A 23,975-nucleotide genomic window follows, 5' to 3' on the forward strand; every position below is an offset into this window, starting at 1 on the left:
GCGATCAGCCGATTCCGGGGATGAGGGAGATGAGCATGTCGATGATCTTGATGCCGATGAAGGGGGCGATCAGGCCGCCGATGCCGTAGATCCCGAGGTTCCTGCGGAGCATCTTGTCCGCGCTCATCGGCCGGTAGCGCACGCCCTTCAGGGACAGCGGCACCAACGCGATGATGATCAGCGCGTTGAAGATCACCGCCGACAGGATCGCGGAGTCGGGCGAGGCCAGACGCATGATGTTCAGCTTGTCCAGGCCCGGGTAGACCGCCGCGAACAGCGCCGGGATGATCGCGAAGTACTTCGCGACGTCGTTGGCGATGGAGAACGTGGTCAGCGCGCCACGCGTGATCAGCAGCTGCTTGCCGATCTCGACGATCTCGATCAGCTTGGTCGGGTTGGAGTCGAGGTCGACCATGTTGCCGGCCTCCTTGGCGGCCGACGTACCGGTGTTCATCGCCACGCCGACGTCCGCCTGCGCGAGCGCGGGGGCGTCGTTGGTGCCGTCACCGGTCATCGCGACCAGCTTGCCGCCGGCCTGCTCCCGCTTGATGAGGGCCATCTTGTCCTCGGGAGTGGCCTCCGCGAGGAAGTCGTCGACGCCCGCCTCCTCGGCGATCGCCTTCGCGGTCAGCGGGTTGTCACCCGTGATCATGACCGTCTTGATGCCCATGCGGCGCAGCTCCTCGAACCGCTCCCGCATGCCCTCCTTGACGACGTCCTTCAGATGGATCACGCCCAGCACGCGGGCGCCCCTGTCGTCGTGGACGGCGACGAGCAGCGGGGTGCCACCGGCCTCGGAGATCCGGCTCGCGACGGTGTCCGCGTCCTTGGCGACCGCGCCGCCCTGCGCCTCGACCCAGGCGATGACCGAGGCGGTCGCGCCCTTGCGGATCCTGCGGCCGTCGACGTCCACACCCGACATGCGGGTCTGGGCGGTGAACTCGATCCACTCCGCGCCCACCAGCTCGCCCTGGTGCCGCTCGCGCAGCCCGTACTTCTCCTTGGCGAGGACGACGATCGAGCGGCCCTCGGGGGTCTCGTCCGCGAGGGAGGACAGCTGGGCCGCGTCCGCGACCTCCGCCTCCGTCGTACCGCTCACCGGCAGGAACTCCGCCGCCTGGCGGTTGCCGAGGGTGATGGTGCCGGTCTTGTCCAGCAGCAGGGTGGAGACGTCACCGGCGGCCTCGACCGCACGCCCGGACATGGCGAGCACGTTGCGCTGCACGAGGCGGTCCATGCCCGCGATACCGATCGCGGACAGCAGGGCACCGATGGTGGTCGGGATCAGACAGACCAGCAACGCCACCAGCACGACCATGGTCAGGTGCGTGCCCGCGAAGGTGGCGAACGGCGGCAGGGTGGCACACGCGAGCAGGAAGACGATGGTCAGGGAGGCGAGCAGGATGTTCAGCGCGATCTCGTTGGGCGTCTTCTGCCGGGCGGCACCCTCGACCAGACTGATCATCCGGTCGATGAAGGTCTCGCCGGGCTTCGTCGTGATCTTGATGACGATCCGGTCGGACAGCACCTTCGTACCGCCCGTCACCGCGGAGCGGTCGCCGCCGGACTCGCGGATGACCGGGGCGGACTCGCCGGTGATCGCCGACTCGTCCACCGACGCGACGCCCTCGACGACGTCCCCGTCACCGGGGATGATGTCGCCGGCCTCGCAGACCACCAGGTCACCGATGGTCAGTGCGGTGCCCGGCACCTGCTCCTCCAAGGTGCCGTCCGCGAGGAGCCGGCGGGCGACGGTGTCGGTCTTGGCCTTGCGCAGGGTGTCGGCCTGGGCCTTGCCCCGGCCCTCGGCGACCGCCTCCGCGAGGTTGGCGAAGATCACCGTCAGCCACAGCCAGGCGCTGATCGTCCAGCCGAACCAGTCGCCCGGGTGCTGGAAGGAGAAGACGGTGGTCAGCACCGAGCCGATCCACACCACGAACATCACGGGGGACTTGACCATCACCCGCGGGTCGAGCTTGCGGAACGCGTCCGGCAGCGACTTGACCAGTGCCTTGGCATCGAAGAGGCCCGCTCCTACACGGCCCTCGGCGGGCTTGTGCCCGGTCGGCGCGTCCTGGTGGGGCGCAAGGGTGGGAGTGGACATCGCGTCCTCGTGGTTTTCCGTTCGGGTGGTCATGACGCCAGCCCCTCGGCCAGCGGACCCAGCGCGAGCGCCGGGAAGTACGTCAGACCGGTGATGATCAGGATCGCGCCCACCAGCAGGCCGGTGAACAGCGGCTTCTCGGTGCGCAGGGTGCCCGCGGTGACCGGGACCGGCTTCTGCTCGGCGAGCGAGCCGGCCAGCGCCAGCACGAAGATCATCGGCAGGAAGCGGCCCAGCAGCATCGCCAGCCCGGTCATGGTGTTGTACCAGTCGGTGTTCGCGTTCAGGCCGGCGAAGGCCGAGCCGTTGTTGTTCGCCGCCGACGTGAAGGCGTAGAGGACCTCGGAGAAGCCGTGCGCGCCGGAGTTGAGCATCGAGTGCGGCGGGGTCGGCAGTGCCATCGAGGCCGCCGTGAACACCAGCACCAGGGCGGGGGTGATCAGGATGTAGGCCGCGGCGAGCTTCATCTCGCGGCCACCGATCTTCTTGCCCAGGTACTCCGGCGTACGGCCCACCATCAGGCCGGCGATGAACACCGCGATGACCGCCATGATCAGGATGCCGTACAGGCCGGAACCGGTACCGCCGGGCGCGATCTCGCCCAGCATCATGCTCAGCATCGTGATGCCGCCGCCCAGGCCCGTGAAGGAGGAGTGGAAGGAGTCCACCGCACCGGTCGAGGTCAGCGTGGTCGCCACCGCGAAGATCGACGAGCCGCCGACGCCGAAACGGACTTCCTTGCCCTCCATCGCCCCACCGGCGGCCTGCAGCGCCGGGCCGTGGTGGGCGAACTCGGTCCACATCATCAGCGCGGTGAAGCCCAGCCAGATGGTGAACATCGTCGCGAGGATCGCGTAACCCTGCTTCACGCTGCCGACCATCACACCGAACGTGCGGGTCAGCGCGAACGGGATCACCAGGAGCAGGAAGATCTCGAAGAGGTTGGTGATCGGGGTGGGGTTCTCGAAGGGGTGGGCGGAGTTGGCGTTGAAGTAGCCGCCGCCGTTGGTGCCGAACTCCTTGATGGCCTCCTGCGAGGCGACCGCGCCGCCGTTCCACTCTTGCGAGCCGCCCATGAACTGGCCGACCTCGTGGATGCCGGAGAAGTTCTGGATCGCACCGCAGGCCACCAGGACGATCGCGGCGATTGCCGCGCCCGGCACCAGGATGCGCAGCGTGCCGCGCACCAGGTCGGCCCAGAAGTTGCCCAGTTCACCGGTGCGCGAGCGGGCGAAGCCGCGCACGAGCGCCACCGCGACCGCGATGCCCACCGCGGCGGAGACGAAGTTCTGCACGGTCAGACCGACGGTCTGCACGACGTGACCCATGGTCTGCTCGCCGTAGTACGACTGCCAGTTGGTGTTCGTCACGAACGAGACAGCCGTGTTGAACGACTGCGCCGGGTTGACCGAGGAGAAGTGCATCGAGCCGGGCAGGACGCCCTGCAGCCGCTGCAACAGGTAGAGGAACAGGACGCTGACCGCCGAGAAGGCCAGCACACCGCGCAGGTACGCGGGCCAGGTCATCTCGGTGTCAGGGTTGGCACCGATGGCCTTGTAGATCCACTTCTCCACCCGCAGGTGCTTGCGCGAGGAGTAGACCTTGGCCATGTAGTTGCCGAGGGGGACGTAGGCGAGCGCCAGGGCGCCTATCAGGGCGAGCAACTGGAGCACGCCTGCGAGTACGGGACCCATGTCGTGTCTCAGAACCTCTCCGGGAAGATCAAGGCGAGGACGAGATAGCCGAGCAGGGCGACGGCCACGACCAGGCCGACGATGTTCTCGACGGTCACAGCTTCGTCACCCCCTTGGCGACGAGAGCCACCAGCGCGAAACCCGCGAGCACGGTGACGACGAAGGCCAGATCGGCCATCGCAAACTCCTGGAGTGAGGTTCGGTTGAAATGGACGCTTACGAGGAAAGCGCCTCTCTGGCCGGATCCGGTCACCCGTTGACGGCTCCCATACGACCGTGCTCACGGCTTTGACGGGACTCTTACGACCCCTGGGCCGTACCGGTGAGGAGGCCGTCGTGACCCTCGGTGACCCAGCTCACAGCCGGAACCGCAGCCGGCAGATCACCGCGTCCGTCTCCCGCCGTACGGCGTGTGCGACGACCGCGCCCCGCTGGTTCTGCAGCAGCCGCTGCCACAGCCGCTCCGGCTCCGCCTCCGGGATCAGCACGGTGACCCGCGTGGCCGGCTCGGCGGCGGCCACCTCACGCACGTAGGCGGCGATGGGACGCCCGAGGCTGCGCCGCTCGCAGGACAGACGCACCAGCTCCACCCCCGGGTCCCATTCCGCCCAGGACCGCTCCAGGGCGTGCAGCTGGGCCCGGTCCTCGGGGTCCGGGTAGCACACGGTCACCGCCCGGACCTCGTCGCCCAGGGAGGCGGCCGCCGTCAGCGCCTCGGAGGTCAGCCGGGACAGGGACGAGACGGGGACGACCACCAGCGAGCGGTCGCGGTGCGGGGCCGCCGGGATACGCCCCAGACCCAGCCGCTCACCGATCCGTCCATAAGCGCGGCGCACGGCCCCGAAAACGACAACCGACAGCGGCAGGGCGATCACGATCAGCCAGGCGCCCTCGGTGAACTTGCTTGCCGTGACCACGACGGTCGCGACGCCGGTGAGAACCGCGCCGAAGCCGTTCAGCAGCGCCTTCCCGCGCCAGCCGGGGCTCCGCTCCAGCCGCCAGTGCCGGACCATCCCCACCTGGGCGATCGTGAAGCCGACGAACACCCCGACGGCGAACATCGGCACCAGCGTGTCGGTGTCTCCCCCGGAGAACACCAGCAGCCCGGCCGAGACCACGGCGAGCGCGAGAACGCCGTGCCGGTGCACCTGACGGTCGGCTCTCAGGGCGAAGACGTGCGGCGCGTAGTTGTCCCGGGCGAGCAGCTTCAGCAGCACCGGCAGCCCGCCGAAGGAGGTGTTCGCCGACAGCGCCAGAAGGATCATCGTCGCGAACTGGATGACGTAGAAGGCCCAGTTGTGGCCGAGCGACGCGTCCGCGAGCTGGGCGAGGACCGTGACGCCCGCGACCGGCTGGAGGTGGAAGCGGCCGATCAGCACCGACAGGCCGATCAGCATCAGTGCGAGCACGGCGCCGAGGGCGGCCTCCGCCCGCTGGGCCCGCCTTACGCGCGGCACCCGGAAGGAGGGAACGGCGTTGGCGATGGCCTCCACGCCGGTCAGCGCGGCACACCCCGAAGCGAATGCCTTCAGCAGAAGCAGCGCCCCTACGGTCGAGGCGTTGTCGGCGACGACCGAGGCATGCCCGGCCGCCGTCACCGTACTCGCCGGGTGGGACCTGAACAGGCCTACGACGATCAGTGTGAAGATCGAGCCGACGAAGACGGCCGTCGGCACGATGAACGCCTTCGCCGACTCCACGATCCCGCGCAGATTGACGCCGGTGATCAGCGCGACAACCGCCAGGCACAGCCACAGCCGGTCGCCGTAGAGGGCGGGGAAGGCGGAGGTCAGGGCCGCCACGCCCGCCGTGACGGCGACCGCGACGTTGAGCACGTAGTCCAGCACCAGCGAGGCGGCGGCCACCAGGCTCGTGCGCGCTCCCAGATGCCTCTTCGCCACCGCGTAGGAGCCGCCGCCGTCCGGGAAGGCCGCGATCACCTGCCGGTAGGAGGCCACCAGCACCGCCAGCAGGGCCGCGATGGCCAAGGTCACCGGCAGCGTGAAACCCAGGCCGTGCGCGCCCGCGGCGGCGAGCACCAGGACGATGGCCTCGGGCCCGTACGCCACCGACGCCATCGCATCCAACGACAGCGCCGCGAGCCCCGTGACCGCGGTCAGCCGGTGCCGTTCCTCGGTATCGGGCGGCTCCTCGCCGGCGGGGACGGCATCCGGCTCGGTGGTCAGGACGGACATGGGCGCTGCTCCTTCTTCCCTCGGCCGCGCACCAAGTCGAAGTGCACGCGGTGCACCCAGGTTCTGGCCGTCCGCCGCCGCATCCGGTCCTTCCTTGCGGCATCTTCGCGCCCGATCGGCAGACCTTGACGCGATCTTGACGGCCGTCTCCGTCAGAGTCGTATCAAGGTGGCCCGTCCCGATTCTCCAGGTCACTACCGTCTTCATCCATGGGACGCCCTGATGGATCAGGTGAGGCGGCGAACAACCTGGAGTGGGCGCGGGAATTGCGGAGCGCCGTGCGCTGCGCCGGCGTGCCGCTCGCCCTGCTCCTCCTGGTCGACTGTGCCACCGGCCGGCTCACCCTGTGGCGCACCGCGCTGTGGTTCGCGCTCGCCGGGCTGCTCTTCCTCGTGCTGTTTCCCGCCCGCGTGTCCGCCGGAGGGAACTGGCTGGCCTGCCGCCGGGTGGTGCACGAACAGCGGGTGCGGACGGACCTGCTGGTGTCGGTCCGCTGCCTGGACGGCATCTCCCAACGGCTCCTGCTGCGGGACGCGTTGGGCGGTCGCGTCGGGATCGACCCCGAGGTCCTGGTACGCAACCCGCGGTTGTGGTCCTGCCTGAACGAGGGCGCACAGAAGGCGGCGGACGACGGACTGCTGCTGTGCGGCCAGACCGCGCTGCGTCGCCTCTCGGCACGCATGGACCGCGAGACGGCACGGGCCGTGTTCACGGCATCCGGTCTGGACTAGGGCGACTCAGTGCCTGCGCTTTGCCGGATGCGGCCGTACGCCCGTCATGAGAGTTCGGCCGTGCGGTGGACGCGTGCCAGGTGAGCCGCGTCCGTCACCGTGATGACCCTCAGGCGCCGTGCCCGGGCAGCGAGTTGGGAGACGCGCACACCGACGGCCGGGAGCGGCACCGCCGTCTCGATGTGCGCCGAGGCGGTGATGTCGAAGGTCTCGTACGGCCGGGCCAGGAAGAAGTCGTACCAGGCCGCCGCCGACAGGGCCGCGACCACGCCCGCCGTCGGGTCCGCCGAGCGAACCTGCGGCTGCCCAGCGCGGCCACGGCGACGACCACCACGGCGAGGACGAGCGCGGCGTTCGTGTGCGGCACGTTCGGAACGGTACGAGCGCGAGAGCCACCAGGAACGGGACGGCCAGGGCCGCCACCAGCGCCAACCTGTCCCGCAGCGGCCAGGGTCGTGCGGTGCGGGCTTCTCCCCTACGGTGCAGCTCCCAGGTGGCACTGCGCTCATCACGCACCTCCTGCGCTCTGTTCGGTCGGTGCGGCGGCACCAGCTGTCGTGTGTGCCGCGCACGGCAGCGACACCACCATCGTGAGGCCGCCGCCGGGGGTGTCCTCGGGGCTGAGGGTTCCGTCCATTGCCTCGGTCAGCCCCCGTGCGAGGGCGAGACCGAGGCCGAGTCCCGTGGTGTTGTCGGTGTCGCCGAGCCGCTGGAAGGGCTCGAAGAGCCGGTCCCTGCCTTCGGCGGGCAGCCCGGGCCCCCGGTCCACCACCCGCAGCTCCACCCGCCCGGCCAGGGCGCTGGCGGTGACCAGCACGTTCCGGCCGGGAGGCGAGTGCCGAGCGGCGTTTCCGGCGAGGTTGGCGATCACCCGCTCCAGCAGCGGCGGGTCGGCCAGCACCGCCGGGATCGCCTCGACGTCCGCCACTTCGACGTCCGGCACGTCGGCCAGGGCCATGGGCAGCACCTCATCCAGGGTGGTGGCCCGCAGGTTCAGGGGGAGGGCGCCCGCCTCCAGGCGGCTGAGGTCGAGGAGGTTCTCCACCAGGCGGTTGAGCTTCGCCATGGACTCGTCGGCGGTGGCGAGGAGCTCGTCGCGGTCCTCCTCGGAGAAGGCCACGTCCCTGCTGCGCAGGGAGGCGACGGCCGCCCAGCCGGCGGCGAGCGGGGTGCGCAGGTCGTGGCCGACGGCCCGCAGCAGCGCGGTGCGCAGCCGGTCGGCGGCCTTCACCGGCTCCACCTCGGCCACCGCCTCGGCCAGCCGGGCCCGCTCCACCGCGGAGCCCACGTGCGCGGCGAACGCGGCCAGGACGCGCCGTTCGGACGAGGACAACGTGCGGCCGCTCAGCGCGAGGTAGGCGCCGGGCCCGGCGGGGACGGCGGTCACATCGGGCGCGTCCGGCGGTTCGTCCACCAGGTCCGCCGACTCCATCCCGAAGGTCTCCCGGGTCCGCTCGAGCAGCGCCGGAATGGTCGCTTCCCCGCGCACGATGCTGCCGGCCAGGGACGACATGGTCTCCGCCTCGGCCGTCGTCCGGGCCGAGCGGCGCGACAGCCGCAGCGACCGGTCCACGACCGCGGCCACGACGGCCGCCACGACGACGAACACCCCCAAGGCCACCAGCGCGTTCGGGTCGTCCAGCGTGAAGGCTCCGATGGGCGGGATGAACCAGTAGTTCAACAACAGTGACGCCGTCACCGACGCGATCACCGCCGAGACCACCCCGCCTATGCAGGCCACACCCACGACGGCCAGCAGGAACAGCAGGGCCTCGCTGGTCAGGTTCAGCGTGCCGCGCAGCTGGGCGAGGACGGCGGTGAGCAGGACGGGCAGCACCAGTCCGGCCACCGGCCCGGCGATCAGCCGGGCCGTCGAGAGCGTGCGCCGCCTGGACGGCAGGAGCGTGCCGAGTCCGGCCCGCTCGTGCGTGACCCGGTGGACGTCGATGTCCCCGGACAACTCGGTCACCGTCTCCCCCGTGCCCGGCCCGGTCAGGAACCGTGCCAGTCGGCCGCGGCGGCTCGTACCCAGTACGAGCTGGGTGGCGTTCTCGGCGCGGGCGAACTCCACCAGGGCGGTCGCGACGTCGTCGCCGACGACCGAGTGGTAGCTGCCGCCGAGATCCTCCACGAGCCGCCGCTGCCGGGCCAGTGAGGCGTGCGAGACCCCCGCGGCGAGCCCGTCGCTGCGGGCCACGTGCACGGCCAGCAGATCGCCACCGGCGGACCGGTCGGCGATGCGGGCGGCCCGCCGTACCAGCGTGTCGCCCTCCGGGCCGCCGGTCAGCGCGACCACCACCCGCTCCCGGGTCTCCCACACCCGCCCGATCCCGTGCTGCGAGCGGTACTCCTGCAGCGCCTCGTCCACCCGGTCGGCCGTCCACAGCAGCGCCAGCTGCCGCAGGGCTGTCAGGTTGCCGGGCCGGAAGTAGTTGGCCAGCGCGGCGTCGATCTTCTCCGGGGCGTAGACGTTCCCGTGCGCCATGCGCCGGCGCAGCCCCTCGGGCGGCATGTCCACCAGCTCGATCTGCCAGGCCCGCCGTACCACCTCGTCCGGCACCGTCTCGTGCTGCGGCACGCCGGTGATCTTCTCGACCACGTCGTTGAGGGACTCCAGGTGCTGGATGTTCAGCGCGGTGATCACGTCGATACCGGCGTCCAGCAGGGTCTCGATGTCCTGCCAGCGCTTGGGGTTGCGGCCGTCGCCGGGGACGTTGGTGTGGGCGAACTCGTCCACGATCGCCACGTGCGGCCGACGGGCGAGGACCGCGCCCAGGTCCATCTCCTCGAAGCGTCCGCCCCGGTAGAGGCAGGCTGCGCGCGCAACGGTCTCCAGGCCGTCGAGCATCGCCTCCGTGCGCGGGCGTCCGTGGCACTCCGCGAACCCGATCACCACATCCGCCCCGCGCGCGGCACGGCGCCGCCCCTCGTCGAGCATCCGGTAGGTCTTGCCCACTCCCGGGGCCGCACCCAGGTAGACCTTCAGCCGTCCAGGCCGTACGTCACTCATCGCCGCCGACGCGCTCCGCTCACTGATCGGACTCCCTCGATGGAGAAGGGTTTCTGCTCTCAAGGAAGCCGCTTCGTGAGGCGATCGGTGTGGTCGTTAGCGATTCCTTGGCGGCGCTCCCGGAGACATTGACACTGTCTTGATGGGGGCCTGGACCGATAGGGTGACCGCAGGTGTGCCGGGAAGTCTGGTCGGCCGGGAGCCGGAGCGGCTTCCGCAGTCCCTTCGACATTTCCGGGGAACGGCATGCGCAGCGTCGGCACGGTTCTCGCCCTCGTGATCCTCGCCACGGTGGTCGCCACCTTCGCACGCCGCTGGCGCATCCCCGCCCCCTCCCTCCTCGTGGTCGCCGGTCTCGCGGTGGCGCTGCTGCCGGGGACTCCCCAGATCGAGATCAGTCCCGAGATCATCGGCCTCGTCGTCCTCCCGCCGCTGCTGTACGCGAGCGCCGAGGACATGCCCTGGCGGGAGCTGCGCGCGGTCTGGAAACCGGTCGGGATCCTCGCCATAGGGCTGGTGCTGGCCTCCGCCGCCGCGGTGGCGGCGGTGGCCGCCTGGCTCACCCCGCTGTCCTGGCAGATGGCGTTCGTGCTGGGCGCGGTGCTGGCCAGCACCGACCCGGTGGCGGTCACCGCGCTCGGCCGCCGGCTCGCCCTGCCCCCACGCGTGCAGGTCCTCGTCCAAGCGGAGAGCCTGTTCAACGACGCGACCTCCCTGGTGCTGGTCCGGGTGGCGGCCGGCATCGCCATCGCCTCGACCGCCGCTGACTGGGGGTCCGCGGGCGGTGAGTTCCTTCTGCTGGCCGGCGGTGGCACGGTGATCGGGGCGGCGGTGGCCGGCGTGGTCGCGCTGATCCGGCGCCGCACCGAGGAACCGGTGCTGGAGACGGTGATCGCCCTGGTCACCCCGTACGCCGCCTATCTGCTCGCCGAAGCGGCGCACACCTCCGGAGTGACGTCCTGCGTGGTCGCCGGAATCGTCCTGGGCGGCCGCGGCGACCGCCTCACCAACGCCCGCATACGACTCCAGCTGCACGCCGTGTACGGCACGGTCGTGTTCCTGCTGGAGAGCGTGGTCTTCAGCCTGATCGGGCTGGCCCTCCCCGGCGAGGTGCGGGCGCTGGCCGACGGCGACCGGTCCTGGCCGCTGTATGCCCTCGCCATCGCCGCCACCCTCGTCGCCGTACGCCTGCTGTGGCTGGCCCCCCTGTCGGCGGTCGTACAGCGCAAGGGCGGGATCGGCCGGCCGAACTGGCGGATTCCAGTGGTGCTGACCTGGGCCGGCACGCGCGGGGTGATGCCGCTGGCCGCCGCGCTGTCCATACCCGAGGTCGCGAAGAACGGCACACTGCTCGCCGACCGCCCGCTGGTACTCGTCCTCACCACCTCGGTCGTGGTCGTCACCCTCGTCGTGCAGGGCTTCACCCTCGCCCCCATCGTCCGCGCGTCCGGCATCGCCCTGGAGCCCGCCCACACCGCCCGCGAGGAGGCCGAGGCCCGCTCCCGCCTCGCCCACGCCGGCCTGGCCCGCCTGGAGGAGCTCGCGGAACTGGAGGTCGTGCCCGACGTCGTCCTGGACCGCCTCCGCCGCGGCGTGACGGCGCGCCTGGAGGACGCCCGCGACCGCCTCGCCGAGAACGACGGGAGCGACAGCGCGGCCACCGAGTCCGCCGACCTCGTCTACCGCCAGCTGCGCCGCGACCTGATCACGGTGGAGACGGAGGAACTGCACCGTCTCTACGACACACACCGCATCAGCGACACCACCCGCCGGCGCCTCCAACGCTCCCTGGACCTGGAAGAGGCCCGGCTCGCTGACGTCTGACGGATGCCCGGCCGTCCCATGCATTGGACGTGGCGGGCATCCGCATGACCGCCGGCATCCCTTCGGCTCCTCAGTGTCTCCCGGCAGCCGGAGGACCGCACGGTCCGGCGCCTGAGAAAGCTGGCGGACCTGCTGGTCGGCCGCACCGCTCGAAGAAGCACGCCCTCGGCCCCGACGCGTCCTGGCTCTCCGCGAGCAGGGGCGGCCCGCCGGGCCTCGCCGCCTCCGGCGTGCCTGGGCCGCACCGGCCGCATCCTGGCGCTGGCCTGCACCCTGGAACTGCTCGGTCCACGGCCGCGCCAGACGCCTCCTGGCCTGGAACCGCAGACAAACACGGGCTGAGGCGGGAACGCGTAAGGATCCCGTCAGGATCGGTCGTGGCGCGTTAGGGCTCCGTCAGCGGCGGTCGCCGGACCGCGCAGAGGCGCTTAGCGTCAGCCACATGCGACGGAGCAGACCACCGGGCTCGGCCGGCGATCGCCACTGGCGAGGCAGCGCTCGGCTCGCGGTGAGCTGCGCCCTGGTCTTCTGCACCATGAGCCTCCTGGTCGACTGGGACGCGGGAAGCCTGACGCCGCTCCGCGCCCTGCTCTGGTCCACCTTGTCGACCGCCGTGTGCGCCGTGCTGCTGCCACAGCGGGTGAGTGCGGGTCCCGGATGGCTCGCGGCACGGACCTTCTTGCGCCGGCGCATCGTCCGCACGGACGCGCTGGCGACCGTACGGCAGTACGACGGCGTCTCTTCCCACCTGGTCCTGCGGGACGTCCACGGCCACCGCCTGGAACTCGACCCCCGTGTCCTTGCCGCCAACCCATTGATCTGGCACGAACTCGACACGGGCGTACGCCGTTCCGCCGAGCGCGGCACTCTGCGCCACGGAACGGACGTCCTGGTACGGCTCGGTCATCGGATCGACGACGAGACCACGCAGGCCGTCCTCAGGGCGTCCGGGCTGTCCTGATCGGGAACAGCGGCGGCTATCAAGTGATCTCAAGGGGCTGGCCGCCGAAGGGCTGTTGAGACCACCGCGGCGGGCGGAACACATGACCGAGGAAGTCGTCGACGCCCGCCTCGTTGGCGGATCGCCTTCGCGGTGACCGGGTGTCACCGGTGACCATGACCGTGCGGACACCCATCCGGCGCAGCACGGCGCAGCGTTCGCGCAAGCCGGCTTGACGACGTCCTTGAGATGGACGACGCGAACGGCACCCACTCGGCGTCCTCGGGCACCTCCCGCTCCAGGGCGAACTGCTCGTGCGCGCAGGTGACGATCGAGCGGCCCTCGGGCGTCTCGTCCTCGAGGCTCGACAGCAGTGCCGCGTCCGCGAGTTGCCGCCCTGTCACCGAGCCGAGCGGCGCCAGTTCGCTCGCGCGCCTGTTGCCGTAGGTGATGGTGCCGGTCTTGTCGAGCAGGAGGGTGCCGACGTCACCGGCCGCCTCGACCACCCGGCCCGACAAGGCGAGCACGTTGCGCTGCACCAGCCGGTCCATGGAAGACCTCCGGGCGAGGGCCGGGCCAGGGCTCGCCCGGAGGTGGGACCGGGAGACGGCGTGGGGCTAGAGGCCCACGTCGCGGTTGCGGATGTCGTCCAGGTTTTCCCGGCGCACGAGGAGCCGGGCGTGGCCGTCGCGGACTGCGGAGACGGGCGGGCGGCCGACCAGGTTGTATCCGGAGGCCATGGACAGGTGGTAGGCGCCGGCGACGGGGACCGCGAGCAGGTCTCCGGCATGGACGTCGTCGGGGAGGTCCACATCCGTGGCCAGCACGTCACCGGCCTCGCAGTGCCGCCCCACTACGGTCACCGGGACCCTGACCGCACTGCCGCGCCGCCTCACCAGGCGGGGCGAGTAGCGGACGCCGTACAGAGCCGGGCGCGGGTTGTCGCTCATGCCACCGTCGACGGCCACGAACGTGTGCCCGCCGGTGCGCTTGACGGACAGCACCCGGTACAGCGCGACGCCGGCCGGTCCGGCGATGGCCCGGCCCGGCTCGATGACCAGGCGCGGGACGGTGAGCCCGGCCGTCGCACACGCCTCGACCAGTTCGGCACGGACCTTGCGGGCCAGCGTGGTCAGGTCCAGGGCCGGCTCGCCGGGGCGGTAGGCGATGCCGTGCCCGCCACCCAGGTCGAGCTCGGGCAGGACGAGACCGTGCTGCTCGTACAGGCGGGCCATCAGGCCGACCATGCGGCGCACGGCGGCCAGGTACGGCTTGACCGTAGTGATCTGCGAGCCCAAGTGGCAGTGCAGGCCGGTGAGTTCGAGCTGCGGCTGGTCCAGGATCCGGGCGATGGCGTGCTGGGCGTAGCCGTCGGAGATGCTGAGACCGAACTTCTGGTCCTCGGTACCGGTGCGGATCTTGTCGTGGCCGCCGGCGCTGATCCCGGGCACGACGCGGACCATGACCTTCTGGTGCCCGTCGGGCCCGACGGCGGCGGCCAGCCGGGCGATCTCCGACGGACTGTCGATGACGATACGCCCCACGCCCAGCCGCAGGGCGGTCTCCAGGTCGTGCGGGGACTTGGCGTTGCCGTGCAGCACGATCCGCTCGGCGGGGAACCCGGTGGTGACCGCGAGCTCCAGCTCGCCGGCCGAGCACACGTCGAGCCCCAGGCCCTCCTCGTCCATCCAGTGGACCATCGCTCGGCACAGGAACGCCTTGGCCGCGTACAGGATCTCGGCGTCGGGGAACGTGTCCCGGTAGGTACGGCAGCGGTCGCGGACCTCGGCCTCGTCCAGGACGTAGACGGGGGTGCCGAACCGGTCGGCGACCTCCGCGAGGGACACCCCACCCACGGCGAGATCGCCGTGGCGGAGCTCGGTGGTGGACGCGGGCCACACCGACAGGTCACTGGTGATCGTGGTGACCGCGGGGTCGTGAACGGTGGTCATCGTGGTCTTCCCCTCTCAGCCGACACGCAGGGCGAACGCGGGAACGACGGGGTTCACCGGCCGGGGTGACCGGGCCGTGAACTGGGGATCCACCGTGACGGTGGTGAAGCCGAGCGGTTCGGCCAGCGCGCGCAGCGCGGGCTCGGCGAGCCTGATCCACGCCTGCCCGGCGCCGAGCGTCGCGATCAGCCTGTCCTCGGAGGTGAAGCCGACGGCCGTGCGCTCGCCGAGGGGTGTGCGGAAGACACGCGTCACACACCCTGATGGGCCCGGCCGGACGGGGACGAACAGCGGTCCGGCCGGGAACCGATCAGAAAGTTCCGGGTCTTCGTTGCACGGGTTTTCTGCCATGGGATGCCTCCGAGGGACCCGAGTGGGCTCGGGTGATGGGCTTGACGGCCCCGGACGCGGGAGGCGGAACGGGGCTCGCCACTGACGCTATGCCCGCCTACCCAGGTCCTTCGCCGACTCATGACGCGATGCTGACGGGCATGGGGCGAACGCTGACGTGACGCTGACACCAGCGGTCATCGGCCACCGCGAACGACGTCGGGAGAGCACCGAGAACGGCGTCCGGAGTCCGGGAGCGTGGTCGTGTTGCGCGGCCTGAGCACCGTCACAGCCGGATCAAGCTGCGTCCCACGGACCGGCGTCCAGGATGCGGGCCGCCGTGGTGATGGGCAGCGGCGGTCAGACCGGGACTCGACTGGGCGAGGAGAACCACACGGATCAGACGGGCGGCACGCGTGACTCAGGATCACCGACCGCCCACGTCGACCGAACCCCTGCCGACGCCCGGAGGCGGATGTGGACGCGGATGCGATGCGGATGCGTATACGGATGCGCTGAGCCTGCTCAGGTCGTGAGCTGGAGGGCGTCCAGTACGGCGGTGACGTCCCGGCGCGCGGCCTCGTCCAGGCCGCGCAGGGGACGCGGCAGATTCGGCTCCGACGTCAGGCCGAGGTGCGACGCCGCGGCGGATAGGACGCGCAGACCACCGTGCTGACGGAGCAGGGCCCACAACGGTTCGAGCGCGTCGGACGCCTCCGCGGCCCGGCCCGCGTCACCGGCCAGGGCTGCGCGGGCGAGGGCGAGCGCGGTCCGGGGGAACAGGCCGCCCACGGCCGAGTACCAGACGTCGCACCCGGCATTCAGACCGCGCACGCCGGCCCAGTCGCCGCTCACACCGATGGTGACCGTCTCCGGGATCGCCGCTCGCAGCGCGTCGATCCGCGCCTTGGCCTGACCGAAGTCGTCCGGAACAGCGGGGATCTTGATCGAGCGGACGTTCGGCAGCCGGGAGATGCGGCCGTGCAGTTCGTCGGTGAAGTGCACCTGGGTGGTGCGGGGGTTGTCGTACACGCACAGCGGCACGGACAGCTCGCGGGTGACGTCCTCGTACAGGCCGAACACCTCGTCGTCCGTGAGCGGTTGGTACGTCACCGGTGCGAGCAACACCGCCCGCGCGCCGGCTTTCTGGGCGTCCTCGGCCAGAGCCAGGACGTGAGAGGTGCGTGGCGCGCCGATGGAGACCATGACGGGAACGCCGTCGGCGGCCTCGACGGCGACTTTCGCGGTGCGGGCGCGCTGTTCGCGGGTGAGGTAGGCGTAACCGCCGGTGGAGCCGAGCACTCCGACGGAGTCCACTCCGGCAGCGGCGAGGCGGGCCACGAGCGATGCGTACGCGGTGTAGTCGATGCCCTGCTCGTCGGTGGGCGTCAGGGGGAAGGCGCTGAGGCCGTGGAACATGACGGTGCTCTCGGCAATCGATCGAAGTGATCCAGGACAGGTGCACCAAGCAACTGGTGTCGCTGACATCGGTGACTGGTGGTCGCTGCTCATCGTCCGGGACCCGCTGGCCGGCATGACCCGCTTCAGTGAGCTCCAGTGCAGCCTCGGCTGCGCCAAGAACATCCTCAGCGCACGTCTGGCCCTGCGGGTCCCGCTCGTAGCACTGCGACAGTGGGGCGAAGCGTTCCTGTACGAACCCGACGAGGAGCGGCTCGGTCTCGTCGACAAGCGCGACGGCCTGCCGGTGGCCGCCCTCGCACTGCGCGCCCAGGACGGGCGGCCCCTGGGACCCGACGACGCCGCCACCCTCGCGGGCACCGTGCGCGCGGTGGTCCGCGACGGCTACAGGTCGGCGCGTCCCCCGCCTGAGGCCGGCACGCGTCCCGACCCCGCTGGTCCGGAGCCCCGGCCGGTCCGGAAGCCGGACTGCTGTGCGGCCGGGGACGCCGCGACCCGCGAGCTGATCTGCACGCCGATCCCGGAACTGATCGACTCAGCCGCCGCTCTTGCGCCGGAACGACCGCTGGCTCGCAGCCGGGCCGTGCGCCGCACGCACTTTGGAGGCATTGGGGTTGGCGGCGGCATCGGCGGCGTCCGACTGCGCACCGCGCTTGCGCGCCAGGGCTTCGCGGAACTTGCGCTTGAGGTCGTAGTCGCCGTCGCTGTCCGGCGCCAGAGAGGACGTCTCCGGGTCAGTCGGCTCCGAACCTTCCGTGGATACGTGCTCTGCGGTCATGGTGACCTCCTGGGTCCGGGGGTGGGCAAGCACAGCTTGTCATGCCGGGCGCGGTGCGGGGCGCCGGCAACATCATCCACGAAGGACTCGCCGGCCCCTGGTACGCGCTGTTCGCCGTCGCCGTCCCGGTGGTCGTTCACCTCGCCTTCGGCCGCCATACCATCTTCAGCGTCGGCCTTCAGCGTCGGCGCCCGTACCGCGCTCCACATCGTCCTTTTGTCCGGGCCCGCGCCTGGTTCCTGGCCCATCTCGACACGACCGCGGTCCAGGGCGGTCCAGACGCCCGCCTCACCCCGCCCGAGGCGCTCACCCCGTGGCCGATGTCCGGCCTCTGGCCGGGCGGCTACATCGCCTCCCTGGACGTCCGCACGCTCACCCCGTCAGCCGGTCGTCGGCGACCACGTCTCGTGCCTTCACGCCACTGCCGATCAGCACGACCTCGGCTTCGGTCACGAACTCCATCGGGCGCTGCCCGCTCACCTCCACACCGTTCATCGATGGCTCGCCATTCAGCGGCGAGGGCCAGGCCAAGGCTGACTCGGGTGGGGCAATCTCACCATGCGGCCGTGGTTCACCATCGCGGGGCCCCGTCGGCGAGCTGGAGTTCGCCCCGGCCGAAGGAGAAGTTCTCGTTCGGGACCGGGATCAACGCGATGAAGATGTCGTCGGGCGAGACACCGAGTGCCTCGACCACCAGTTTGTTGATGGCCGCAGCCACCGCCCGCTTGTCCTCCAGAGGTCGGTGGGCCCCGAGCTGAAGCGTGATGATCATGGCGTCGCCGCTGCGCTGCATGCCCATGAACGTCGGGTCCAGGAAAAGTTCGTTCTCGCCGTGCTCACTGATCATGATGAACCGGTCACCCTCGGGAATTCCGAGCGCCTGGACCAGTGACTGGTTCAGCGCATCGGCGAGAAGGCGCTCCTGTTCCGAGGAGAAGCGATTGGCGGGGACGTGGGCGTTGAAGACGGGCATGAGCTGCTCCTCGGGGGCCGCGGTGTCGGCTTGTGCAGTCGGGGGATTGATCGGCTGCGGCTGCGGTTGGGGGCTGGACACGGGGCGGAGAGGCTGTTCGCGCTCCCGGCAACGCCGACGCGGAGCCGATCAGGCTTGCGGCCACCGCTCGAAGGAGATCCATGGATCAGCGTCGGCCATCTAAGTCTCCATCTGGAACCCAGGAGGCGTCAAGGCTGAGTTCCAATGCGGAACTCAAGAGGTACGCTGTCGTCATGGAGTGGCGAGAACTCGATCTGGGCAACTGCAGCGTCGCCGCAACACTGGGCCTGGTCGGCGAGCGATGGACCCTGCTCATCCTGCGTGAGGTCTTCGCGGGGCTGCATCGGTTCGACGAGATGGCCGAGCACCTCGGGATCTCCCGCAGGGCCCTCACCGAGCGCCTTCGGCAACTGGTCGACGCCGGCTTGCTGGAACGCCGGAGCTACCAGGAGGCCGGGCAGCGCTCGCGCCATGAGTACCACCTCACCGCGCGCGCCCACGACCTGCAATGGGTCCTGGCCGCGCTGCTCCAGTACGGCGACACCCACCTCGGCGACCCTGCAGCCGCCCCGGTGGTGCTGCGCCACTCCGGCTGCGGCGGCCACGTCCACGTCGAGCTGCGCTGTTCTGGCGGTCACGAGGTTGCCGGTGCCGACGTCGAGCCGGTCCTGGGCCCCGGCGCCGTCCGGCTGTCCACCTGACGCGGCCAACCCCCGTCCCGGCCTGCCCCGGCACTGCGCGGCGTCATGGAGGCTGATCGTTCCACCAGGCCGATTGCTGCTACCACTTGGAAGTTTTTCATGATCGAGCGCAGGGATGTCGAGTTCGAAGCCGACGGCGGGGTCACTCTTCGCGGGTGGCTGTTCGTGCCGGACGGGCCGGGCCCGCACCCGGCGATCACCATGGCCCACGGCTATGCGGGGGTCAAGGAGCACGGTCTGGAGCCCTTCGCGCGAGCCTTCGCCGAGGACGGGTTCGTCGTCCTGGTGCACGACCACCGCACCTTCGGGGCCAGCGACGGCGAGCCCCGGCAGGACGTCGACCCCTGGCAGCAGATCGCCGACTGGCGGCGGGCCATCTCGTACCTGGAGAGCCGGCCGGAGGCCGACGCCGACCGGATCGGTCTGTGGGGAAGCAGCTATGCCGGCGGGCACGCGATCGTCCTGGGTGCGACCGACCGCCGGCTGCGCGCCGTGGTCTCCCAGGTGCCGACCATCAGCGGGTACGAGCAGGGCCTGCGCCGCGTTGCACCGGACGCGGTGGCGGGCCTCGAGGAGTCCTTCGCGCAGGACGAGCGGGCCCGGTTCCGGGGAGAGGCTCCGCACACCGTGGCCATCGTCAGCAGCGATCCGGCGGTGCCCGCCTCCTACCGATCACAGGAGGCCATCGATTTCTATCTGCAGCCCACGCCCGACGGCGCGTGGCAGAACAGCGTCACGGTCCGTTCGACCCGCGCGGCGCGCATGTACGAGCCCGGGATCTGGATCACGCGGGTCTCGCCCACACCACTGCTCATGGTGGTCGCCCTGGGCGACGCGGTCACCGTGACCGACCTGGCGCTCGCCGCCTACGAACGTGCCCTGGAACCCAAGCGGCTGCAGCTGATCCCAGGCGGCCACTTCGACCCTTACACCAGCCAGTTCGACCAGGCGAGCGGCGCCGCCCGCGCCTGGTTCCGTGAGCACCTCGCCTGACAGGCGAACGCACCCTTTCGCCCCGGAGTACGTAGCCGCAGGCCAACCTGCCGCTCCAGGGGAAAGCTGGAAGGCATAGCCATACCCCGCGCAGTCCGAGACATGCCCCGCACGGCCTTGAGGTGGTTCTGGCGGGGCCTGCGCACTTTCCCAGCTGCTTTCCGCACCCCCATGCAAAGGAAAGATCATGAGCTTCGCCTACTCGTCGGTTCGGACCCGAGAGGAGGCCGGCGTCCTGTTCGCCACCCTCGACGCCGGCCCCCTCAACCTCATCGGTGTCGACCTCGCCCGTGATCTGGTCTCGCTCGTCGGCACGCTGTACACCGACCCCGGTGACGTGCGGGTCGTGGTGATCGACAGCGCCTCACCCGAATTCTTCTCGGCGCACGTGGACCTCACGGCGATCCCGCAGTACACCGCAGAAGCCGCCAAGGCCGGCGGCCCTGGTGACGCCTCGCTCGGCATGTTCCTGCACAAGCTGGCACACGTCCCGGTGATCACCATCGCCAAGGTGCGCGGCAGGGCCCGCGGCGGCGGCAACGAACTCGCCCTGGCCTGCGACATGATCTTCGCCGCTCGCGAGAACGCGGTCTTCGGACAGTTCGAGTCCGGCACCGGCGCCGTGCCCGGCGCCGGCGGAATCCAGCACCTCACCCGGCGGCTCGGCAGAACCCGTGCCATCGAGGCCATCACCGGCGGCGACGACTTCGACGCCGACCTCGCGGAGCGCTACGGCTGGATCAACCGCGCCCTGCCCGACGCCGAACTGGACGGCTTCGTCGAGCGACTGGCCAAGCGCATCGCCGGATTCCCACCCACGGGAGTCAAGGCGGCGAAGCGCGCCATCAACGACCTCACGCTGCCGCAGCCGGCGAACGTCCGCCCCGACTCGGCCACGTTCCTCGGCCTGGTCGCACTGCCCGAAAGCCGTGAGCGCCTGGACCACCTCGCGGACCGGGGCCTTCAGACACCTGGTGACCTCGAACGGGGTCTCGGCAAGGCCGTGGCGGAGTTCCCCGGCTGACGGCGCCGGCGGCTGCCGCTGCCGGAGCCGCTGCCGCTGCCGGAGCGCGAAGTAGCGCATGGGACAATTGAAGCGGCACACCACACCGACTCCGATGAAGGGAGGAGGGGGATGGCCAAGACAGCGGAGACACCGCAACAGCGAACCCATGAGGGCGACGGCGCGGGTCTGCACCTGCACATGCGCACGCTGCATCCTCCGGTGCCGATTCCGTACGTCACCAGGGAAGAGATGACGAGCACGGCCCGGGCGGCGACGGCACGACTGCCCGGTACGCCCGCCGCCAAGGATCTCGCGTTCTACGGCGGCCTCGGAGCACTGACCGTTGCAGGGGCTCTGGAATGGCCCGTGGCCCTCGCCGTCGGCGGCGCCACCTGGCTGCTACGCAGCGGGCGGAAGGAGAAGAAGGAGAAGAAGGAGAGGCAGGCGGCAGACGCCCGGACGTAGACGTAATCGTCCAGGCGTGGGGGGCAGTCCGACGCCCGGCCGGTCGATCGACAGGCAGTGGCGCCGGACAAGAACCAGTGGCGCGCGGTGGCGTGAGCGCTGCCGGGCGCCGGGGGTGTTACGCGGCCCGTGCGAAGGCCCTGCGCAGAGAAGGTGCGTAAGCAGACCACATCTGCCACACGAGGCGCAGGACGAGCGCCTCAACGAGCGCAACGACGATCTTCGTTGCCACGGCTGCCAGCATCTCGGCCATTTTGGCTGACTTTCTGTTCTCGGATACGGATGTCCGAAATCAGACAATGCCTCCTTTTCCCGATCCATGGGTGCTTCCCGGGCATATTTTCGATTGATCTCAGGTGAACATGTGGTTACACGCATCATCGATGGGAAACACGGGGGGCCTACCGGACCTGGACATCCCGGCACCTACGTCACCGGTCTCCTCCGGCGGCTTCATGGCCACCCAGCTCCAGGTCGCCTACTCCGGCACCTTCGACGGAGCCGGAATCGTCGCCGCCGGCCCGTACGACTGCGGCCGGGGCAAGGTCATCCACTTCGGCGCGGACGTCACCTACCACGACTGGGATCCGGGCTCCGTCCGGTAGCCGCTCGGGCCGCGCAGCAGGTACTCCTCCTGCGCGGCCGCGCGGCACCCGCCGGCGTGCTGCCGAGGCCCTCCACCGCGCGCGGTGGGCGCCCCTCCCGGCCTGCTGCTCAGGGGCCGGTGGCGTTCTGCTCGCGCTACCGGGCCCGGGCCATGAGCAGCGCCACATCGTCCTCACCACCGGGCGAGCGCAACATCTCCAGGAGGCGGTCGCAGGTGCCTTCCAGATCGTGGCCGCGTGTCGCGGTGAGGGAGTCGAGGAGAGTCTCGAGACGGGCGTCGATGGGTTCGCTTCGGGTTTCGACCAGACCGTCGGTGTAGAGCACCAGCACGTCGCCGGGGCGGAAGGTGATCGTGGCGGACTCGAAGGGCACCCCTCCGACGCCCAGCGGCGCGCCCGTGGGAAGGTCGAGCAGCGTGGCCTTGTGGTCGAGTCGCATCAGGGCCGGGGGCAGGTGGCCGGCGAGGCAGACCTCGCACTCGCCCCGCTGAGGGTCGTAGACGCAGTAGATGCACGTGGTGATGGTCTGCTCGACACCCTCGGTCAGGTGGTCCAGGTGATGAAGGGCTTCGGCGGGGGCGAGGGAGAGCTCGGCGAACGCGCGGGCCGCACTGCGGAGTTGCCCCATGGTGGCGGCGGCTTTGATGCCGCTGCCCATGACGTCCCCGACGACCAGGGCGCTTCTGTCACCCTGGAGGGGTATGGCGTCGTACCAGTCGCCGCCGATCTCGCTCGTGGCGCCGGCAGGCTGATAGCGGCAGGCAACCTCCAAGCCGGGCAGGTGCGTCGGGGGCTCGGGAAGCAGACTGCGCTGGAGGGTGAGGGCCGCTTCGCGCTGGGCCTGGTACCCGCGGGCGTTGTCGATACAGACCGCGGCTCGCGCGGCCAGCTCCGCGGCGAGGAGCGCATCGTCGTCGTCGAAAGGCGCGGGGTTCTCGATGCGTATGAGGTCGAGGGCGCCCAGGACTTCGCCCCGGGCCAGGAGCGGTACGGCCAAGTAGGAGTGCACGCCGGCCGCCGCGAGGAGGGAGGCGGCCTCGCCATGGGGGGCGATGCGCTCCAGATCCTGACGCGTGGTGTGGGCCACCAGTACCGGTTGGCGGGTGCGCACGCACTGGGTGATCAGGCGGTCGCTGTCGTAGGCGGCGAGTCCCCTGGGCGGGTCTGCCGCCTGGGCGGCCTCGGTGGAGTGGGCCGCGCTGACGGCGAGGGCGCGGAAGAGGGTCGGGCCCTCGGGCAGCGCGGTCCGGCCGTCGAGTGCGCTGTCGAGTACGTCCACGGCGGCCACATCTGCCAGGACCGGTACGACCATGTCGGCAAGCTCGCACGCTGTCGTCTCCACGTCGAGGGTGGTACCGACGCTGGCGGAAGCAGTGGCGATCAATGTCAGCCGCTGCCGGGCCTGTGCCGCTTCGGTAGCAGCCTGGTGACGCTCGGTGACGTCGATGACGGAATAGGCCAGGCCCAGTACCCGCCCGCCGGAGTCCTCCAGCCGGTAGTACGAGACCGACCAGGCGTGCTCGTGGTCGGGGTCGGCGGGGGGACGACAGACGATCTCCCGGTCCACGACCGACTCGCCTGTCTCCAGGACACGGCGCAGACGTGCCTCGGGGTCCGTCTTCAGGTACGTCAGGATCTCGCCGACGGGCCGGCCCAGACGCTCGCCGGCGCACTGACCGGTGATGCGTTCGAGGGCGGGATTCATCGCCAGGTACCGCAGGTCCGGGTCCAGAATGGCCAGCCCGACCGGCGACTGGGACACCAGACGCATGGCCAGGGCGGCGTCTCGCTCGATCCGCTCCACAGCGGCCTGGTCCGCGGCAAGGCCCAGGGCGTAGACGTCGCCGAGGTCGTCCAGCAGCCGCATGTTGCGGAACTCCACGAGACGGGTGCTGCCGTCCTTGTGCCGGATCGGGAACACCCCTGCCCAGTCGGTGCCGGATTCCATGATCTCGGCGAACAGCTTGGTCACCGCGTCCCGGTGCTCCTCGTGGACCGTCAGCCGAGCCGCGTGCTGGCCCAGGGCTTCCGCAGCGGTGTAGCCGAACAGTTCCTCGGCCTTCGGGCTCCAGAAGACCACGCGCCCCTGCGGGTTCAGCACCACCGCGGCCACGCTGAGCAGATCGAGCAGGCCACTGGGCGGCGCGGCGGGACCCCCCACGGACCGGCCGTGGCCTGCTCGGGAGTCCGTCGTACCCATGCCTCGTGTTCCTTCACGCTCGGCGCTCCGGCGC

The 23,975-nt window shown here is 70.7% G+C and carries 21 protein-coding genes and 4 pseudogenes; 10 read left to right on the plus strand and 15 right to left on the minus strand.

Annotation, left to right across the window (positions count from 1 at the left end):
- Positions 1-4 precede the first annotated feature (4 nt).
- From kdpB to ABZ919_RS00730, 5 genes are all read right to left on the minus strand, one after another.
- A complete protein-coding gene (gene kdpB, locus ABZ919_RS00710) occupies positions 5-2,137 on the minus strand; it encodes a potassium-transporting ATPase subunit KdpB (RefSeq protein ID WP_361240679.1) in 2,133 nt (710 codons plus the stop codon).
- Positions 2,134-3,798 (minus strand): potassium-transporting ATPase subunit KdpA, encoded by a 1,665-nt coding sequence (gene kdpA / locus ABZ919_RS00715; RefSeq protein ID WP_361240682.1) that lies wholly within the window; start codon positions 3,796-3,798, stop codon positions 2,134-2,136. Before kdpA ends, kdpB begins: the two co-directional genes overlap by 4 nt.
- An 8-nt stretch (positions 3,799-3,806) precedes the next feature.
- Complete coding sequence (gene kdpF / locus ABZ919_RS00720; protein ID WP_067057375.1) at positions 3,807-3,896, minus strand: K(+)-transporting ATPase subunit F; 90 nt, start codon at positions 3,894-3,896, stop codon at positions 3,807-3,809.
- A complete protein-coding gene (locus ABZ919_RS00725; RefSeq protein WP_361240684.1) occupies positions 3,893-4,051 on the minus strand; it encodes a hypothetical protein in 159 nt (52 codons plus the stop codon). The genes kdpF and ABZ919_RS00725 overlap by 4 nt, the downstream gene beginning before the upstream one ends.
- Positions 4,052-4,154: 103 nt before the next feature.
- Positions 4,155-5,993, minus strand: coding sequence for an APC family permease (locus ABZ919_RS00730; protein ID WP_361240687.1), 1,839 nt, complete (start codon positions 5,991-5,993; stop codon positions 4,155-4,157).
- 209 nt (positions 5,994-6,202) lie between these two features.
- Between ABZ919_RS00730 and ABZ919_RS00735 the strand changes: the two genes are divergently transcribed.
- The gene (locus ABZ919_RS00735; RefSeq protein ID WP_361240690.1) at positions 6,203-6,724 is read left to right on the plus strand and encodes a hypothetical protein; all 522 of its coding nucleotides are present in this window, start codon (positions 6,203-6,205) and stop codon (positions 6,722-6,724) included.
- 44 nt (positions 6,725-6,768) lie between these two features.
- On the opposite strand, the gene ABZ919_RS00740 is transcribed toward ABZ919_RS00735, so the two are convergent.
- Together ABZ919_RS00740 and ABZ919_RS00745 are read right to left on the minus strand one after the other, a co-directional pair.
- A complete protein-coding gene (locus ABZ919_RS00740; protein WP_361240693.1) occupies positions 6,769-6,993 on the minus strand; it encodes a DUF4118 domain-containing protein in 225 nt (74 codons plus the stop codon).
- A 239-nt stretch (positions 6,994-7,232) separates the two neighbouring features.
- On the minus strand, positions 7,233-9,734 hold the full coding sequence (locus ABZ919_RS00745) for an ATP-binding protein (RefSeq protein ID WP_361240696.1): 2,502 nt from the start codon (positions 9,732-9,734) through the stop codon (positions 7,233-7,235).
- Between the two features lie 246 nt (positions 9,735-9,980).
- Between ABZ919_RS00745 and ABZ919_RS00750 the strand changes: the two genes are divergently transcribed.
- Both ABZ919_RS00750 and ABZ919_RS00755 read left to right on the plus strand, forming a co-directional pair.
- A complete protein-coding gene (locus tag ABZ919_RS00750; RefSeq protein ID WP_361240699.1) occupies positions 9,981-11,558 on the plus strand; it encodes a Na+/H+ antiporter in 1,578 nt (525 codons plus the stop codon).
- A 442-nt stretch (positions 11,559-12,000) separates the two neighbouring features.
- A complete protein-coding gene (locus ABZ919_RS00755) occupies positions 12,001-12,519 on the plus strand; it encodes a hypothetical protein (RefSeq protein ID WP_361240702.1) in 519 nt (172 codons plus the stop codon).
- Between the two features lie 88 nt (positions 12,520-12,607).
- Here ABZ919_RS00755 and ABZ919_RS00760 read toward each other — a convergent pair.
- From ABZ919_RS00760 to ABZ919_RS00775, 4 genes and pseudogenes are all read right to left on the minus strand, one after another.
- Positions 12,608-13,049, minus strand: a pseudogene (locus tag ABZ919_RS00760) (HAD family hydrolase); the annotation flags it as partial.
- Positions 13,050-13,115: 66 nt separating this feature from the next.
- Positions 13,116-14,450, minus strand: a complete 1,335-nt coding sequence (gene lysA, locus ABZ919_RS00765) for a diaminopimelate decarboxylase (RefSeq protein WP_361240705.1) — start codon at positions 14,448-14,450, stop codon at positions 13,116-13,118.
- A gap of 15 nt (positions 14,451-14,465) precedes the next feature.
- Positions 14,466-14,801 carry an SAV_915 family protein gene (locus ABZ919_RS00770; protein ID WP_361240708.1) on the minus strand — a complete coding sequence of 112 codons (336 nt, stop codon included), beginning with the start codon at positions 14,799-14,801 and terminating at the stop codon, positions 14,466-14,468.
- 504 nt (positions 14,802-15,305) lie between these two features.
- Positions 15,306-16,199: a dihydrodipicolinate synthase family protein gene (locus tag ABZ919_RS00775; protein ID WP_361240711.1), complete on the minus strand. Its 894-nt coding sequence runs from the start codon at positions 16,197-16,199 to the stop codon at positions 15,306-15,308.
- Here ABZ919_RS00775 and ABZ919_RS00780 point away from each other — a divergent pair.
- Positions 16,198-16,539, plus strand: a pseudogene (locus ABZ919_RS00780) (transcriptional regulator); the annotation flags it as partial. The gene ABZ919_RS00775 and the pseudogene ABZ919_RS00780 overlap by 2 nt on opposite strands.
- 195 nt (positions 16,540-16,734) lie before the next feature.
- Here the strand turns inward: ABZ919_RS00780 and ABZ919_RS00785 are convergent.
- The gene (locus ABZ919_RS00785; RefSeq protein ID WP_361240714.1) at positions 16,735-16,977 is read right to left on the minus strand and encodes a DUF5302 domain-containing protein; all 243 of its coding nucleotides are present in this window, start codon (positions 16,975-16,977) and stop codon (positions 16,735-16,737) included.
- A gap of 209 nt (positions 16,978-17,186) precedes the next feature.
- On the opposite strand from ABZ919_RS00785, the pseudogene ABZ919_RS00790 reads away from it, so the two are divergent.
- Positions 17,187-17,357: pseudogene (locus ABZ919_RS00790) on the plus strand (thioesterase family protein); the annotation flags it as partial.
- A gap of 1 nt (position 17,358) precedes the next feature.
- Here ABZ919_RS00790 and ABZ919_RS00795 read toward each other — a convergent pair.
- Positions 17,359-17,517, minus strand: a pseudogene (locus ABZ919_RS00795) (AraC family transcriptional regulator); the annotation flags it as partial.
- Between the two features lie 31 nt (positions 17,518-17,548).
- Entirely contained in the window at positions 17,549-17,950 is a 402-nt protein-coding gene (locus ABZ919_RS00800) for a tautomerase family protein (protein ID WP_361241758.1), read from the minus strand.
- Between the two features lie 254 nt (positions 17,951-18,204).
- Between ABZ919_RS00800 and ABZ919_RS00805 the strand changes: the two genes are divergently transcribed.
- The 5 genes from ABZ919_RS00805 (at position 18,205) to ABZ919_RS00825 (ending at position 21,741) form a co-directional block, all read left to right on the plus strand.
- Positions 18,205-18,672, plus strand: coding sequence for a helix-turn-helix domain-containing protein (locus ABZ919_RS00805; protein ID WP_361240717.1), 468 nt, complete (start codon positions 18,205-18,207; stop codon positions 18,670-18,672).
- A gap of 99 nt (positions 18,673-18,771) precedes the next feature.
- A complete protein-coding gene (locus ABZ919_RS00810; protein WP_361240719.1) occupies positions 18,772-19,665 on the plus strand; it encodes an alpha/beta fold hydrolase in 894 nt (297 codons plus the stop codon).
- Between the two features lie 187 nt (positions 19,666-19,852).
- A complete protein-coding gene (locus ABZ919_RS00815) occupies positions 19,853-20,689 on the plus strand; it encodes an enoyl-CoA hydratase/isomerase family protein (RefSeq protein WP_361240722.1) in 837 nt (278 codons plus the stop codon).
- Between the two features lie 111 nt (positions 20,690-20,800).
- Positions 20,801-21,136, plus strand: coding sequence for a hypothetical protein (locus ABZ919_RS00820; RefSeq protein ID WP_361240725.1), 336 nt, complete (start codon positions 20,801-20,803; stop codon positions 21,134-21,136).
- A 383-nt stretch (positions 21,137-21,519) separates the two neighbouring features.
- Positions 21,520-21,741 (plus strand): hypothetical protein, encoded by a 222-nt coding sequence (locus ABZ919_RS00825; RefSeq protein WP_361240727.1) that lies wholly within the window; start codon positions 21,520-21,522, stop codon positions 21,739-21,741.
- A gap of 136 nt (positions 21,742-21,877) precedes the next feature.
- On the opposite strand, the gene ABZ919_RS00830 is transcribed toward ABZ919_RS00825, so the two are convergent.
- Positions 21,878-23,941 (minus strand): SpoIIE family protein phosphatase, encoded by a 2,064-nt coding sequence (locus tag ABZ919_RS00830; RefSeq protein ID WP_361240730.1) that lies wholly within the window; start codon positions 23,939-23,941, stop codon positions 21,878-21,880.
- Positions 23,942-23,975 lie beyond the last annotated feature (34 nt).

The sequence above is a fragment of the Streptomyces sp. NPDC046759 genome, assembly GCF_040645475.1.
Lineage (GTDB): Bacteria > Actinomycetota > Actinomycetes > Streptomycetales > Streptomycetaceae > Streptomyces.

Coding starts and splice junctions, on each gene's coding strand:
- kdpB (WP_361240679.1), bottom strand. CDS start 2,137: ATGACCACCCGAACGGAAAACCACGAGGACGCGATGTCCACTCCCACC.
- kdpA (WP_361240682.1), bottom strand. CDS start 3,798: ATGGGTCCCGTACTCGCAGGCGTGCTCCAGTTGCTCGCCCTGATAGGC.
- ABZ919_RS00730 (WP_361240687.1), bottom strand. CDS start 5,993: ATGTCCGTCCTGACCACCGAGCCGGATGCCGTCCCCGCCGGCGAGGAG.
- ABZ919_RS00735 (WP_361240690.1), top strand. CDS start 6,203: ATGGGACGCCCTGATGGATCAGGTGAGGCGGCGAACAACCTGGAGTGG.
- ABZ919_RS00745 (WP_361240696.1), bottom strand. CDS start 9,734: ATGAGTGACGTACGGCCTGGACGGCTGAAGGTCTACCTGGGTGCGGCC.
- ABZ919_RS00750 (WP_361240699.1), top strand. CDS start 9,981: ATGCGCAGCGTCGGCACGGTTCTCGCCCTCGTGATCCTCGCCACGGTG.
- ABZ919_RS00755 (WP_361240702.1), top strand. CDS start 12,001: ATGCGACGGAGCAGACCACCGGGCTCGGCCGGCGATCGCCACTGGCGA.
- lysA (WP_361240705.1), bottom strand. CDS start 14,450: ATGACCACCGTTCACGACCCCGCGGTCACCACGATCACCAGTGACCTG.
- ABZ919_RS00770 (WP_361240708.1), bottom strand. CDS start 14,801: ATGGCAGAAAACCCGTGCAACGAAGACCCGGAACTTTCTGATCGGTTC.
- ABZ919_RS00775 (WP_361240711.1), bottom strand. CDS start 16,199: ATGTTCCACGGCCTCAGCGCCTTCCCCCTGACGCCCACCGACGAGCAG.
- ABZ919_RS00785 (WP_361240714.1), bottom strand. CDS start 16,977: ATGACCGCAGAGCACGTATCCACGGAAGGTTCGGAGCCGACTGACCCG.
- ABZ919_RS00800 (WP_361241758.1), bottom strand. CDS start 17,950: ATGCCCGTCTTCAACGCCCACGTCCCCGCCAATCGCTTCTCCTCGGAA.
- ABZ919_RS00805 (WP_361240717.1), top strand. CDS start 18,205: ATGGAGTGGCGAGAACTCGATCTGGGCAACTGCAGCGTCGCCGCAACA.
- ABZ919_RS00810 (WP_361240719.1), top strand. CDS start 18,772: ATGATCGAGCGCAGGGATGTCGAGTTCGAAGCCGACGGCGGGGTCACT.
- ABZ919_RS00815 (WP_361240722.1), top strand. CDS start 19,853: ATGAGCTTCGCCTACTCGTCGGTTCGGACCCGAGAGGAGGCCGGCGTC.
- ABZ919_RS00820 (WP_361240725.1), top strand. CDS start 20,801: ATGGCCAAGACAGCGGAGACACCGCAACAGCGAACCCATGAGGGCGAC.
- ABZ919_RS00825 (WP_361240727.1), top strand. CDS start 21,520: ATGGGAAACACGGGGGGCCTACCGGACCTGGACATCCCGGCACCTACG.
- ABZ919_RS00830 (WP_361240730.1), bottom strand. CDS start 23,941: ATGGGTACGACGGACTCCCGAGCAGGCCACGGCCGGTCCGTGGGGGGT.